Raw genomic sequence first — 13,629 nt, 5'->3', positions numbered from 1 at the left:
GTGAAGAAGGCTTGTCCGTGCTCAAAGTCTCCCGGACCCGACCTAACCAACTTTTTTTCGAGCTGGTCGAACCGGCCCGAGACCGCTTGCTGGATTGGGCGCGTCGGCCGCGCGACGACCGGCGCCAGCGCCGCGCGCCAATCGAACACGATCTCTTTCACTCAGGCCCGCTGTTTGAGATGCTTATCTCAGAATTCAGCGGACGCTGCGCTTATTGCGAACGGCCGATCGGCGCCGTTTCGGGCAACGTAAGTCATTACCGGCCAATTGCCCTTGGCGATGAAGAGCCGGGGTCCGAACTCGCGGACCATTATTCCTGGCTCGCCTACGAGTGGTACAATCTCCTCCTGATGTGCCGCAGGTGCGAGCGGGCTAGGCATGACCGGTTTCCGGTCGGCGGCTATCGCGCCCGCTTTCTCGCCACGCCCGACGAAGTCCGGAGTGAAGAGCGGCCGCATCTGCTCGACCCCGCGAGGGACAACCCATTCACCCACCTCTCCTATCTCATGTCGGGCGAATGCTTTCCGAAGCCAAACTCAGTGAAAGGCAATGCGACCGTCCACATCTTCGAGCTGAATGAGCCTGACCTCGTCGGTTCGCGCTACGAAGCCATCCAGATCGCGCTGCAGATCTGGCGCCGGGCGCTTCGCCGCGAGAGCGAGCTACCTTACCGGTTCCTGCAGTCCGAAGCGCATGCCGGCGCCTGCCGCGACGTCATCTGCCGGACGCTCAGCGAGTTCGGGCAGGCCAACGCCTCGCCGAACAGCGGCCCCGCGTTCCTTCGAAAACTCCGGACCATTCTCGCCGAGCGCACAACCGACGAGCTCAGCCGGCTCGAAGCCGCCATTGATCTGGTTGAAAATGGAGACCGGGCGCGCGTCGGCGAGCTTAGCCGGCGGCGTGCGCCGCTCGAGATCTTCGAAGCGCCGGCCGCGATGGAACAGGTGAGCCCAGCGCGACCGCCGAGCAGCGGATCGCTTCGCCGCCTCAAGGTCCAGCATTTCCGGGCCGTCGATCACCTGTCAATCTCTTTCCCGATCGGACGGTCGGAGCGCTACGGCGCGCCATGCATGCTCCTGCTCGGCGAGAATGCGGTCGGCAAGTCAACCTCGCTTGCTGCAACCGCCCTGGCCTTGCTCGGCCGACGGGAAGCAATGCGGCTGAAGCTTCCGGACCAGCAGCTTGCCCGAAGCGAGCGGCGCGGCGCTTGGGACGTCTGGGGCAAGCACACTTCCGAGGTCTCGATCGAATTCTACAGCCGAAGCGATCCTGCCGTCTTCCAATACGATCCGGTCCGAAAACAGATCGACGGTACGCTCGACCCGTCCGCGCTGGTTCTCGGCTATGGGCCGCACCGCTACTTCAAGCCAGCCCGTGGGCATCGAAAGCGGACCGCGGCGGACGCGGTGCGGAGCCTCTTCGACAGTCGGCACCCGATCGACGATCCCGGGGACTGGCTGAACGAGCTGTCTCCTTATGAGTTCGACCAGGTTGCGCGAACGGTGCGGGCCATCCTTCCAATCGGCGACGACGACCATCTCGTCAACGACCCGCGCGCGGGAATCTCGGTGTACGCACAGGGACAGCTGACCCCTATCGCGCAGCTCAGCGAGGGCTATCGGTCAGTCATCGCCATGGTCGCGGACATGTGCCGCTGGCTTCTCGAGCATTGGTCGAACCTCGAGAAGGCCGAAGCGGTCGTCCTGATCGACGAGATCGAGACCCACCTCCATCCGCGCTGGAAGATGCAGGTCATGTCGTCGCTGAGGACCGCGCTTCCAGGCGTCCAGTTCATCGCAACGACGCATGATCCCTTGTGCGTGCGCGGCATGGACGATGGCGAAGTGTCTGTCCTTGCGAGGGACGAGCTTGGAAGCGTCCACCTGCTTAAAGACCTGCCCCCGGTCAGCGGCATGCGCGCGGAGCAGCTGCTCACCTCTGAATTCTTCGGGCTGTCGAGCACCATCGACCCCAGCGTGCATCTTGCCATCGCGCGTATTGCCGACATCGACGAAGCCAATCCCGAACGCATGATCGGCAAGGAGGCGGCGGACCTCGTCTCTAGGATCACGGTCGGCGACAGTGCTACGGCTCAAATCATCCACGAGGCCCTGCTGCGCTATCTCCGACAACGCGAGGAACCCCGGCTTGCGACAGAAGCGCGGGCCGAGGCGGTCAGCGAGGTTTTCCAGGCGCTGAAGCAGGCAGGCCCGCGAGGCTGAGATGCGTAAATTGGACCGTGCGAGCGTTGCCTCGCCCGCCTCCCTGACGACGCCTAGCGGTTCGGTCGCGCAGGAGAAGCTCGACGCTGCCGCTTATTACGCGGCACGCTCGCCGTGGCAGCCGAATTACGTGTCGTTCAAATTCAAGTTCTACCGGGACAATGACGTCAGGGCCGCGCTCGCGCGTCTCAGCGGCAACAAATGCGCTTATTGCGAGAGCAAGATCTATGCGGTCGGCGCCAATGAGGTCGAGCACTACCGGCCCAAAGGCCCGCCCGATAACGTGCCTGGCCATTGTGGCTACTGGTGGCTTGCCCACGACTGGTTCAACCTCCTCCCGACCTGCCGCGACTGCAACAAGAGCCTTCGGCAGCATATCGTGAAGCCGGGCATGACCCATGCCGAGGTGATGACCCTGCTGACCAAGCGCGGTCCGGCCAGCGTCGGCAAGGCCAGCCAGTTCGACGTGCTCGGCGTCCGTGCGGTCAGCAGCACCTGCTCGCTCCACCAGGAAGACGCCAAGCTGATAGATCCCTGCCGGCGCGATCCAAGGAACGATGTGGCATGGGATTTCTCGTCCGAACTGCCGCTGATGCACGCGAAGGTCACGAAGGGTCAGGCGAGCGCATACGGCGACTATACGATCCGGACCTGTGCCTTGAATCGCGCCAATCTGGTCATCGAACGCATGACTCCGCTTCGCCCGATGCTCTACGCAAAAGGCCTGATCGTCGACCGATTGAACCAGTGCCAGGGTACACCGCAGGAACTCCAGGCCATTCGCGACGCGGTCACTGGCCTCAAGGTGTTCGCCGAGCACGACCAACCCTACGCAGGCATGGCGGCGGCCTTCATTGAGGATTTCGAGGAAGAGATCGAGCGCTGGCGTATCGCCCAGGAATTGCCGCCCTTCTAAGCTGGCAGCACCGTGCTGAACCGTTGACCGGCACGAGCGCCGAAACATGTCGCCCACCCTAGCATCCTGCATTCGCGGGCGTTCTGTCCGCGATGGGTCGAAAGCGGACATTTCGCTAACTGTGTCTGAGATCGTCGCCGCGACGAGAGGGTCGCGCCCAAAGATTTTCGTGGCAGTTAGACAGATGTTAAAGGCCCCGCGCGGATCGCAGCAGTTTCGACCTACTCACCCACTGGATGTAAATCAGCGGGTGGCTTGCCCGAGGGTGCTAATGTGAACGAAGGGCAGCTTGCGAGTACGATCAGATTGGCTGCGCATGACTGATTTGGGCGCTAAGCAGCCATGAAGGCTCACCTAATTAGTCCGTGCCAGCCCGCGATGACCTAAAGATTCAGCCCGCCTCTATTCGGTAGGAGCACTTCTGAGCCAAACCCCTTGTAGTAGGTGTCCACTAACGAAACCAACTTACCGTCAAGTTCCAAGAGCCCATCGATCAAGCGGATCATCAAACGGTTTGGTATGAGTTCTGGTCTGGCTGCTCGGACCACATCAAACGCTTCGGGTGGCGAAAGCCCACTCTGAACGAGGATACCGATGGCCATCGCTGGCGATCGACTTTTGCCGGCATGGCAATGCACCAACAAGCGGTCGCCGTCTTTAAGATGCCTAGTATGCTCCAGCACTTGGGCAATCTGCGGCGTCGTCGGTGCCATGTAGCCATGAACCTCGCCCTCAATATCGTGAAATTTGATCACGAGGTGATGTGGCCCGTAGCTGGCAAGGGGAAACCGAAGGTCATCGCCTACCAAGCTCACGGCTAAGGTTGGCCACCCTTGTTCGAGTAGTTCGACAGCCTCCTTCGCTGTGACGATGCGCAGGTCCAATTCTACCCTCCAGCTCGCACGGCCTCTCAGGCTTGCTGTCCCCAAAACACCTGCTTGATGAAGTTGAGTCCGTCCCAGCCCTCATCCTGCCAGACCTGGAGAGGCGAGCGAGCGCCGATCGCGCTACCCCCCGCCCATTCCCTGTGCCACCAAGCCGCATAGCCTCGTGGCCTAACGTGAAGCCGAAGCGTCTCATGGAAGATGAGGACGCGTCGGAGCTGCTGCAGAACACTAGCACTGACTCCGGCCTCATGATGCCGCCAGGACCGCAGGTATCCTGGTCCCACACCCAGGATACGCTCGAACGTCTCGTCATCCATGTCCCAGGCAGCTGGAATAAGGTCCAGGCAGCTCTCGAGATCCTTTGCTAAGTCGCGCTCTGCCCCGTTCACCTCGAACCTGAGCCCAAGGGGATCAGTTGGGTGAGCTCGCGCAATTCCAACAACGTCGTTGAGCAGACTCAGCGACCAGAACCCTCCCTCTTCAAGGTACATGATGGGCCGAGCTTCCCCAAACTCGTCGAAGATGGTGCTGTGCAACAGCCACCGGCCCACCGCCTCCTCGGAGCCGAGGATGGTTGCCAGTCGCGTCACGAGCTCTTTGAATAGCTCCGCCCGGTCCAACTCCGGTCCATTCAGAGGAAGGAACTCATTTTGTTGCGAGACAGGCCTCTCGAGGATGTTGTAGTATGAGCTATCTTCGCCCGTGTGCTCGAGCAGATATCCGAACATCCACTTGCGCAAGAGCTCCGCATCAGCATGTTCCGACATATCGCCTCCTCCAGCCCAACCTTAGCGCCGGCAAATCCAATATATGATTGAGGCGACCCGAGGCTGAGCCGGGTGTTGGAAACCTGGACTTACGCACAGGCGCCGCCGCCTTTAGGCGGAGCCTTGGACATGCGCGACGGCCACCCGGCCATCGTGACCGGTGTCGTAAGTTCAGGGGTTTCCACGCCCCACCGCCAGGCTTTCACCGGCGGCGAAACGAATGCTTACAGAAGGAGGATCGGCTCGCAAGCACTATCCTAGGCATTCCGCGCCGACTTCCCTCCGGGCGGCGCTTAGCTGACATGCCAAAGGAAAAAAAAGGCTTTAGTTACAGATAGGATCATGAAATAATAAGCTAATCGGCCAACCTAGGAGACGGCAGGAGCCTGTTCTTACATACAGTTACAGCTGTCTCCCGGAATAACCGTTCTAGGCGCGAACTTTTGCCGCGCGTCGCTCGAGTGACGCGCGGCCTTACTTGCCCTTGAGCGCCGCAAGCGCGGCAAATGGTCCCGCCTCGGCCTCGCTCAACACGCCCGCTTCCTTCAGCGCATCGTCGGCCTGCGGGCTGCGTGGATAAGGATCGAGGCCAAGCGACAATTCGTCCGCCAGCGCCTGCCCGAGATCGATCTCGCGCCCGTCGTGGAAGACGACATCGCAATCCTCTTCGCTGAGCTCAATATCCTCGTCGGGACCGACCGACGGCTCGGGCCGGAACAGCAGCAGGAAAGGGGCGTCGACCGTGCCCGGGACGGGCTCGCCCGTCGCGACGCAGGCCTGCGCGAGCGTCGCGCGAATGCGCCCTTCGGCGCGCACTTCGTCGCCGTTGCGGCCGATCACCGCATGCGCCTCGAACCGGTCGAGCGCGAGGAGGTCGAGCCGCTCGGCGATCGCCGCCCGCTCGGCTTCGTCGGCGACAAGATCGAGCCGCTGCCCGTCGCGCAGCGCCGCAAGGGACAGATGATGGGCGAAGCTGTCGGACGAACTCATGGAAGAACTCCCTCGACCAGCGCCTCGTCGGTCCGGCCCTTAAGCGCGGACCAGTAACGCTTCAGCTCGTCCACCGTATGCGCCAGCGCGGCCTCGCCGGGCACCCGGTCGCGGTAGAAGGAGCGGCCCGCGACTGCTTCCCAGCTTTCCTCGCCGGCAACGACGCGCCGCCAGGCGCCGACCCGGCCGCCGAGCGCGCCCACCAGGCTCCCGACCTTCTTTCCCATGACGGGATCGCCGACCCCGTCCTGCCGAAGCTGCGAATCCATGTCGTCGACGAAGCATTCGGTAAGGCCGACGCTCGCCTGCCGCGCATGTTCGCCGCCCTGCTCGAGCCGGAGGTCGGTCAGCGCGAGCAACGTCGCGAGGACGGCGAATCGCCCTTCCATCGTGTCCTCGGCTTCGCCGGCCACATACCAGTGGGGCTGGCGGGCCTTCGCCACGACCTGCTGGTAGAGCGGCCGGGCGATGCTGGGCTCACTGCGAAACAGTCGCATCAGCGACTTCATCTGTCATCCTCCGTTCAGACGGCCGACCGCACTTGGCGTTGTCGTCCACAGCCGATATTGAGCGCGGCAAGAACCGGCGCAAGGGCGGCGGTACCCGGAGCATCTCGTAGTGACCAGCAACCGTCTCGCTTTCCTCGGCACTCTCGTCGCCCTCGGCCTCCTCACTGGTGGTTGCGCCGGCTACCGCGAGAGCCGCGGCTACATCATGGACGAGCAGCTCGCCTCTGCGGTGCAGGTCGGGACCGACAACAAGACCAGCGTCGAGAAGACGCTCGGCCGGCCGACCTTCACCGGCCAGTTCGGCGACAGCGAATGGTATTATGTCAGCCGCAACACCTCGACCTTCGCCTTCCGCAATCCGCGGGTGACCGAACAGACGGTGCTCCGGATCCGCTTCGATCCGGCCGGCAACGTCACCGCCGTCGACCGCACCGGCAAGGAGCAGATCGCCTCGATCGACCCCTACGGCCGGACCACCCCGACGCTGGGCCGCCGCAAGAGCTTCTTCGAGGAGTTCTTCGGCAATATCGGTACGGTCGGCGGCGTCGGCACCGGCGCGGGGCAGCCCGGCCAGTAATCGCCTGCTTCCCCGCTTGCCGGGGATGAAGGTTGGTGTTCGGCGGCGATCCGCCTAGAGGCATTGGTCATGACCGCGCACCCGGCCGGCATGACCTATGCCGATTATCTCCAGCTTCCCGCCCTGCTCTCGGCGCAGCAACCGCTGTCCGACCTGCATGACGAGCTGCTGTTCATCATCATCCATCAGACCAAGGAATTGTGGCTGAAGCAGATGCTTCACGAGGTGGATCTCGCGATCCGCCTGGTCGAAGCGGATGAATTCGCCTCTGCCTACAAGTCGCTTGCCAGGGTCAGCCGAATCCAGTCGGTCATGACCCTGTCGTGGGACGTGCTCGCGACCATGACACCGGTCGACTATTCGCGCTTCCGCCACGTGCTCGGCACCTCGTCGGGCTTTCAGTCGGCGCAGTTCCGCGAGCTCGAATATCGCCTCGGCATCAAGGATCCGCGCTTTCTCGATTATCAGGAAGGCGGGACCGAAGGGCGTGCCCGGCTCCAGGCTGCGCTCGACTCACCCAGCCTGTGGGATGTCGCCGATGCTGCGCGGTCCCGGCTCGGTGCGGCCAGCTGGCTCGCGGTCTACCAGGAAGCCGATCACTGGTTCGAACTCTACCAGCTTGCCGAAAAGCTTGTCGACATCGACGACGCGCTGTCGGGCTGGCGGCACAAGCATCTGCTGACGGTCGAGCGGATCATCGGCAACAAGACCGGGACAGGCGGATCGGCCGGCGCGCGCTACCTCGCCTCGACACTCGAGAAGCGCGCCTTTCCCGAACTCTGGGCGTTGCGCACCGAACTATGACCTTCAAGCCGCTCTTCTCGCGCAGCCTCGCGGCGGCGCCCGGCCGCCTGCACATGGCGGCGCACAGCCATCATCTCTGGCCCGATGCGAGCTTCGCCGGTCAGGTCGAATGCTGGGAAGACGCCGCCCGCCTGGCGGACCGCAAGTGGGACCGGATCATGGACCATCTGTGGCCCGAGGCGCAGGCCGAGGTCGCGGGAGAGCTTGGGACCGATCGCGCCGACGCCATCGTCTTTGCCGGCAACACCCATGATTTCCTCGTGCGCTTGTGGGCGGCGGCGCCCCGACGCCAGGGTGGCCCGCTCCGGGTCCTGACCACCGACGGCGAATTCCACAGCGCCCGGCGGCAGTTCGCGCGCTGGGTCGAGAGCGGCGACATCGCGCTCACCACGCTCGCTGTCGATCCGATCGACACGCTGTCGGCCCGTTTGGCGGCCGCGGCGGCCGACGCGGATCTCGTCATGGTCAGCCAGATGCTGTTCGGCAGCGGCCGCGCGGTCGGCGGCCTCGACCAGCTGGCCGACGTCGCCGCGCCCGAGGGGCCGTGGGTCGTGATCGACGGCTACCACAGCTTCATGGCGGTCGAGCGGCCGCTCGGCGCGCTTGGCGAGCGCTGCTTCTATCTCGCCGGCGGCTACAAATATGCGATGTCGGGCGAGGGGCTGGGGCTGATGCACTGCCCGCCGGGCTTCGGCCCGCGTCCGCCGATCACCGGCTGGTATGCCGAATTTGCCGCCCTCGAGGCACCGCCGGGGCAGATCGGCTATGCGGCCGATGCCATGCGCTTCATGGGCGCGACCTTCGATGCGTCGGCCATCTACCGCTTCGTCCACGTCCGTCGCACGCTCGCCGAGCAGGGCCTGACCACGGCCCGGATCAGCGCCCGCGTGCTCGAGCTGCAGCGAGCCTTGCTCGAGCGACTGGCGGATACCCCATTTGCCGACGCCGAACTGCTCAATTCACCGGATGCGGCCCAGCCGGCGCGCTTCCTCGCCTTCCGTCACCCCGATGCCGCCCGATGGCAGCAACGGCTGCTTGAGGCGCGGTGCGTGACGGACGTCCGTGGCGACGTGCTTCGGGTCGGCCTTGGCCTCTACCATGACGAGGACGATATCGAGCGCTTTGCCGCGCTTGTGGGAACGCTCGCCTAGGGCCGCGCCAGCCCTTCACGGATCATCCGGTTCGCCGATGCCGCGACGGTGGTCGGATCCTCATTGCCCCAAACGCCGAAGCGCAGGCCGAGGAAGACGTTCATCCCCATGATCGCCCAGGCCCGCACCTCGGCGTCGAGCGGATCGGCGGCGGGCGCCATCTTCCCCGCCGTCGCCCCTTCGGCCAGGCGCTCGGCGATGCGCGCCGCCGTCGTCTCGTAATGGGCCCGGAAGCCGGCGGGGTCGACGAACTCAGCCTCGTCGATAATCCGGTAGACCTGCTGATGATCGCTGACGAAGTTGAGGAAGGCGGCCAGTGCGCGCTCTTCGCTTTCCAGCGTCCCGCGACCTTCCGCGAAGGAGGGAGCGACCGCCACCCGGACCTGCTCGGACATGTCGCTGACGAGCGCGCGGAACACTTCCTCTTTGCTGTGGAAATAAGTGTAGAAGGTGCCCAACGCGACCTTGGCGGCGCGGGTGATGTCGCTGATGCCGGTCTCCGCGAAGCCGCGGCTTCCGAACTCGTTGCGGGCAGCATCGAGGATCTTGCGCCGGGTCCGCTCGCCGCGCGCCGTCCGCGGGGCCTTGGCGCCGTCCGCAGCGTTCTGCGGCATGGCCGTGCCACCGCCACGCCGTCGGACCGGCCTTGCTTCCGCCTTGTCCGCGCTGATGTTCGTGCTCGTCATCCGGTCCCGCATGTTCGCGTCCGAGGGAAGGGCGTGTCGCACGATCGCACCACTATCCGTCAATCCCCCGAGCGGCAGCCATCCTAGCTTGACTTGAAAGGTGATTCAACTTTCAGTATCGGCACCGTGAAGGCATCGGCGGCGAGTAGGCCGCGGAGTCGCTTCTATGGGGGAGATCTGATCATCATGCGCGCGACCACCATTCGCACGGCCCTGTTCGCTTCGGCCGCCCTGTTCATTGCCGGCTCGCCGGCCGCCGCCCAGCAGGCGACCGCTCCGGTTGCGGACGCGACCGACACGGGCCAATCCGCCAATGCCGAGACCCAGGACAGTGCCGCCACGGCCTCGGACGGCGACGTCGTCGTCACTGCCCGCCGCCGCGCCGAATCGCTGCAGGATGTTCCGATCGCCGTCTCCGCTTATTCGGGCGAGCAGCTCGATCGTCAGGGCGCGCTCGACATCAGCGACATCGCCGACACCACGCCCAACGTGACGCTCGAGACGTCGCGCGGGACCAACAGCACGCTCACCGCCTTCATTCGCGGCGTTGGCCAGCAGGATCCGGTCGCCGGCTTCGAGGGCGGCGTCGGCATCTATCTCGATGACGTCTATCTGAACCGTCCGCAGGGCGCGCTGCTCGACGTCTATGACGTGGAGCGGATCGAGGTGCTGCGCGGTCCGCAGGGCACGCTCTACGGTCGCAACACGATCGGCGGCGCGGTCAAATATGTGACGCGCGCGCTCAGCAAGTCGCCCGAACTCAGCATTCGCGCCAACGTCGGTAGCTATGAGCAGGCCGACCTCATCGTCAGCGGCTCGACCCCGATCGCCGACAATCTGCGGGTCGGCGCCGCCGTCGCGCGCCTAAGCCGCGGCGGCTTCGGCAAGAATCGCACCACGGGCGAGGAAAACTACAATAAGGACATCTACGCGGCCCGCGGCACGGTCGAGTTCGAGCCCGCCGACCGCGTTTCGCTCAAGGTCTCGGGCGACTATACCTGGGACTACAGCAGCCCGCGCGGCGGCCACCGGCTCATCCCGGGCCTCCTCAGCGGCGCCCCGGTGCTCGACGACGTCTATGATACCCGCGGCGCGCTGGTGAAGCCGAAGCAGAAGGTCACCGGCGGCGGTGTTGCGATCCATGGCGACATCGAGCTTGCCGACGGACTCAAGCTCCGCTCGATCACCTCGTGGCGCAAGGACAAGAGCCGCACCCCGATCGACTTCGACGCCCTCCCGGCGCAGGACGTCGACGTTCCGGCCATCTACAAGAACCGCCAGTTCAGCCAGGAAGTCCAGCTGCTGGTCGAGCGCGGCAACCTGTCGGGCTTGGTCGGCGGCTATTATCTCAACGCCAACGCCGGCAACATCTTCGACGTGGTGCTCGGCACCACCGGTGCGCTTCTCGGCCTGCCGGGCTTCACCGCCTCGACCTTCGGCGATGTCGATACCAAGACTTGGGCGGCCTTCGGTGACTTCACCTACAAGCTCACCGACCAGTTCTCGGTCTCGCTCGGCGGTCGCTACACCGTCGACAAGCGCCATGCGGTCGTGATCCGTCGCAATCTCATCGGCGGGGCCTCGCCCGAACTCGGCGGCACCCCGATCAACGGCATCTTCTCTGCGACCAACCTGACCGGGCGTCAGGTCGGTGCGCTCACCTCCGACTTCGACGGGCGCAAGACCTTCAAGGAATTCACCCCGCGCGCCTCGGTGAGCTGGCAGCCGAACGACGACAACACCGTCTACGCAAGCTATTCCAAGGGCTTCAAGGGCGGTGGCTTCGATCCCCGCGGCCTGTCGACCGCGGCGCCCGACGTCGACGGCGACGGCGTTCGCGAGGCGGGCGAGATCTTCGACTACTTCCTGTTCGAGCCGGAAAAGGTCACCAGCTACGAGATTGGCTACAAGGCCAGCCTATTCGACAAGCGCCTGCGCTTCGCGATCGCGGCCTTCACCGCCAACTACAAGGACGTCCAGGTCCCGGGCTCGGTCGGTGCGGTCGTGAACGGCATCCCGACCTTCGTCGGCGTCACCACCAACGCCGGCAAGGCGTCGTTCGACGGCATCGAGTTCGAAGGCAATGCCGTGCTGGCGCGCGACTTCGCCGGGGTTGGCTCGCGCCTCAACCTCTCGGGCTCGGTCGGCTACATCAAGGCCAAGTATGACGAGTTCATCACCAACGTCGCGGCCTTCGACGCGAACGGCAATCCGGCGCCGACCTCGCGCGCCCAGCCGATCGACGTCGCCGGCTTCCGCAAGATTCAGAACACGCCCAAGTGGAGCAACTCGGCGTCGCTCGACGTGTCGATCCCGTCGGGCGCCGGCACCTGGTCGGCCAATGCGACGCTCTCGTACAAGAGCAAGACCTACCAGTTCGAGACGCCGAGCCCCTACCTCGACCAGAAGGGCTATTCGCTGCTCGACGCCAACCTGCTCTACACCACGGGCCGGGTCAGCATCGGCCTCCACGGCAAGAACCTGCTCGACAAGCAGTATATCACGTCGGGCTATCAGTTCCTCACCGTCAATCCGGTGACCGGCCAGCCCATCCTGTCGGCGGCGCCGTTCCTGACGGGTGGCGCGGCGAACCCGGCCTTCGCGGTCCCGGGCGTCTCGCCGTCGCTCGGCCGCGAGGGCGTGGTCACCGCCTTCTACGGGGCGCCGCGTCAGATCTTCCTGTCGCTCGGCCTCAAGTTCTGATTTGAGGAGGCACGGGGCGCTTGGCTAGTCCGGCGTCCCGTGCCACCACCTTGGCCATGACCACATCCGCCAGAGCGCTTCCGCGATCGCCGACGATCGTCCTGACCTTCCTGCTGCTGGCCTACATCCTCAATTTCCTCGACCGGCAAATCCTCGCGATCCTCGCGCAGCCGATCAAGAAGGACCTTCTTCTTTCCGACACCGAATTCGGGGCCATCTCGGGCCTCGCCTTCGCCCTGCTCTACAGCATCGCCGGCGTACCCCTCTCGCTGCTTGCCGACCGCACCAGCCGCTCGCGCGTGGTCGCAGGCTCGCTCGCGGTGTGGAGCGGGTTCACCGCGCTGTGCGGCGCGGCGGTCGGCTACTGGTCCTTGTTCCTCTGCCGTCTCGGTGTTGGTATCGGCGAGGCCGGCGGCGTAGCCCCCTCCTACGCCCTCATCGCCGACTATTTCCCACCCGAGAAGCGCGGCAAGGCGCTCGGCATCTATTCGCTCGGCGTGCCCGTCGGCCTCGGCAGCGGGCTCATCGTCGGCGCCTATATCGCGACTTACATCAACTGGCGGGCCGCCTTCTGGATCATGGGCCTGATCGGCATCATCCTGGTGCCTTTCTTCCTCTGGGCGGTGAAGGACGCTCCGCGAAAGAGCGCGACCGCGCCCGAACAGGTGCGCCTCGGCGCCGTCTTCCGGGTCGTCCGCCGCAAGCCCGCATTCTGGCTTCTCGCCATCGCCGCCAGTCTGTCGTCGATCGCGGGCTATGGCCTCGCCGCCTGGGTCCCGTCGGTGCTTCAGTTGAGCTACGGCCTGACCCTGCTCCAGGCCGGCCAGTTCATGGGCTCGCTGCTGCTGATCGGCGGCGTCATGGGCGTGCTTGGCGGTGGGCTGCTCGTCGACAAGCTCGGCCAGGGCGACCGCCGCTGGTATGCGCGGCTTCCCGCCATCGCCTGGCTGATCACTTTGCCCTGCTTCCTGTTCGGGCTGACCACCGACAATCTGTGGCTCGCCTGGGGACCGCTGCTCATCGCCAACGCGCTCAACATCCTCTGGCTCGGCCCGATCGTGACCGCCGTCCAGCATCTGGTCGAACCGGCCAAGCGGGCTACTGCGTCAGGGCTCTTCCTTCTCATCAACAACCTTATCGGGCTCGGCGTCGGTCCGTTGCTGATCGGCGCCATTTCGGATGCGCTGAAGGCCAGCTACGGCGTCGACAGCCTTCGCTATGCCGCGATCGGGGTCATCTTCTGCTACCTCTTCGCCGGCATCCTCGCACTCGTCGCGACGCGCTCGCTCCGGCGCGACTGGGTGGAGGAAAACCCCGCCTGAACAGCGAGTAATTCGAGGTTCACCGGAGCGCGATGAGTCGCCTTTCAGTGGGGATCGGTATCGGAACGCAACGCTGCGACGAACCGTTCATCGCC

Annotated in this window: 12 protein-coding genes; 7 read left to right on the top strand and 5 right to left on the bottom strand. The window is 64.8% G+C overall.

Going from position 1 to position 13,629, the window contains the following annotated elements:
• Positions 1-179: 179 nt before the first annotated feature.
• Both AC4GYU_RS03185 and AC4GYU_RS03180 read left to right on the top strand, forming a co-directional pair.
• A complete protein-coding gene (locus AC4GYU_RS03185) occupies positions 180-2,222 on the top strand; it encodes an AAA family ATPase (RefSeq protein WP_491085455.1) in 2,043 nt (680 codons plus the stop codon).
• Between the two features lies 1 nt (position 2,223).
• On the top strand, positions 2,224-3,138 hold the full coding sequence (locus AC4GYU_RS03180; protein ID WP_491085454.1) for an HNH endonuclease family protein: 915 nt from the start codon (positions 2,224-2,226) through the stop codon (positions 3,136-3,138).
• A gap of 383 nt (positions 3,139-3,521) precedes the next feature.
• Here AC4GYU_RS03180 and AC4GYU_RS03175 read toward each other — a convergent pair whose 3' ends face one another.
• The 4 genes from AC4GYU_RS03175 to AC4GYU_RS03160 all read right to left on the bottom strand — a co-directional run bounded on the left by AC4GYU_RS03175 (position 3,522) and on the right by AC4GYU_RS03160 (position 6,291).
• The gene (locus AC4GYU_RS03175) at positions 3,522-4,022 is read right to left on the bottom strand and encodes a dual specificity protein phosphatase family protein (protein ID WP_491085453.1); all 501 of its coding nucleotides are present in this window, start codon (positions 4,020-4,022) and stop codon (positions 3,522-3,524) included.
• Positions 4,023-4,048: 26 nt separating this feature from the next.
• On the bottom strand, positions 4,049-4,792 hold the full coding sequence (locus tag AC4GYU_RS03170; protein ID WP_491085452.1) for a hypothetical protein: 744 nt from the start codon (positions 4,790-4,792) through the stop codon (positions 4,049-4,051).
• Positions 4,793-5,266: 474 nt separating this feature from the next.
• Positions 5,267-5,782: a YceD family protein gene (locus AC4GYU_RS03165; RefSeq protein ID WP_491085451.1), complete on the bottom strand. Its 516-nt coding sequence runs from the start codon at positions 5,780-5,782 to the stop codon at positions 5,267-5,269.
• Positions 5,779-6,291: a ubiquinol-cytochrome C chaperone family protein gene (locus tag AC4GYU_RS03160; RefSeq protein ID WP_491085450.1), complete on the bottom strand. Its 513-nt coding sequence runs from the start codon at positions 6,289-6,291 to the stop codon at positions 5,779-5,781. Before AC4GYU_RS03160 ends, AC4GYU_RS03165 begins: the two co-directional genes overlap by 4 nt.
• A gap of 109 nt (positions 6,292-6,400) precedes the next feature.
• On the opposite strand from AC4GYU_RS03160, the gene AC4GYU_RS03155 reads away from it, so the two are divergent.
• From AC4GYU_RS03155 to AC4GYU_RS03145, 3 genes are all read left to right on the top strand, one after another.
• Positions 6,401-6,868: an outer membrane protein assembly factor BamE gene (locus AC4GYU_RS03155; protein ID WP_491085449.1), complete on the top strand. Its 468-nt coding sequence runs from the start codon at positions 6,401-6,403 to the stop codon at positions 6,866-6,868.
• Between the two features lie 69 nt (positions 6,869-6,937).
• Positions 6,938-7,672, top strand: coding sequence for a tryptophan 2,3-dioxygenase (locus AC4GYU_RS03150; protein WP_491085448.1), 735 nt, complete (start codon positions 6,938-6,940; stop codon positions 7,670-7,672).
• Positions 7,669-8,823, top strand: a complete 1,155-nt coding sequence (locus AC4GYU_RS03145) for a kynureninase/PvdN C-terminal domain-containing protein (RefSeq protein WP_491085447.1) — start codon at positions 7,669-7,671, stop codon at positions 8,821-8,823. The genes AC4GYU_RS03150 and AC4GYU_RS03145 overlap by 4 nt, the downstream gene beginning before the upstream one ends.
• On the opposite strand, the gene AC4GYU_RS03140 is transcribed toward AC4GYU_RS03145, so the two are convergent.
• Complete coding sequence (locus tag AC4GYU_RS03140; protein ID WP_491085446.1) at positions 8,820-9,437, bottom strand: TetR/AcrR family transcriptional regulator; 618 nt, start codon at positions 9,435-9,437, stop codon at positions 8,820-8,822. The genes AC4GYU_RS03145 and AC4GYU_RS03140 overlap by 4 nt on opposite strands.
• Before the next feature lie 258 nt (positions 9,438-9,695).
• Here AC4GYU_RS03140 and AC4GYU_RS03135 point away from each other — a divergent pair, with 258 nt between their 5' ends.
• Positions 9,696-12,212, top strand: a complete 2,517-nt coding sequence (locus tag AC4GYU_RS03135) for a TonB-dependent receptor (protein ID WP_491085445.1) — start codon at positions 9,696-9,698, stop codon at positions 12,210-12,212.
• A gap of 56 nt (positions 12,213-12,268) precedes the next feature.
• Positions 12,269-13,534, top strand: a complete 1,266-nt coding sequence (locus AC4GYU_RS03130) for a spinster family MFS transporter (protein WP_491085444.1) — start codon at positions 12,269-12,271, stop codon at positions 13,532-13,534.
• Positions 13,535-13,629: the final 95 nt, after the last annotated feature.

The sequence above is a fragment of the Sphingomonas sp. SP2 genome, from assembly GCF_058313385.1.
The sequence above is the reverse complement of the archived record's forward strand: the minus strand, read 5'-3'. Positions and strand labels throughout refer to the sequence as shown.

What these genes read in the sequence shown, in the direction of transcription:
- AC4GYU_RS03185 (WP_491085455.1), top strand. Translation starts at nt 180, where the DNA reads ATGCTTATCTCAGAATTCAGCGGACGCTGCGCTTATTGCGAACGGCCG.
- AC4GYU_RS03180 (WP_491085454.1), top strand. Translation starts at nt 2,224, where the DNA reads ATGCGTAAATTGGACCGTGCGAGCGTTGCCTCGCCCGCCTCCCTGACG.
- AC4GYU_RS03170 (WP_491085452.1), bottom strand. Translation starts at nt 4,792, where the DNA reads ATGTCGGAACATGCTGATGCGGAGCTCTTGCGCAAGTGGATGTTCGGA.
- AC4GYU_RS03165 (WP_491085451.1), bottom strand. Translation starts at nt 5,782, where the DNA reads ATGAGTTCGTCCGACAGCTTCGCCCATCATCTGTCCCTTGCGGCGCTG.
- AC4GYU_RS03160 (WP_491085450.1), bottom strand. Translation starts at nt 6,291, where the DNA reads ATGAAGTCGCTGATGCGACTGTTTCGCAGTGAGCCCAGCATCGCCCGG.
- AC4GYU_RS03150 (WP_491085448.1), top strand. Translation starts at nt 6,938, where the DNA reads ATGACCGCGCACCCGGCCGGCATGACCTATGCCGATTATCTCCAGCTT.
- AC4GYU_RS03145 (WP_491085447.1), top strand. Translation starts at nt 7,669, where the DNA reads ATGACCTTCAAGCCGCTCTTCTCGCGCAGCCTCGCGGCGGCGCCCGGC.
- AC4GYU_RS03140 (WP_491085446.1), bottom strand. Translation starts at nt 9,437, where the DNA reads ATGCCGCAGAACGCTGCGGACGGCGCCAAGGCCCCGCGGACGGCGCGC.
- AC4GYU_RS03135 (WP_491085445.1), top strand. Translation starts at nt 9,696, where the DNA reads ATGCGCGCGACCACCATTCGCACGGCCCTGTTCGCTTCGGCCGCCCTG.
- AC4GYU_RS03130 (WP_491085444.1), top strand. Translation starts at nt 12,269, where the DNA reads ATGACCACATCCGCCAGAGCGCTTCCGCGATCGCCGACGATCGTCCTG.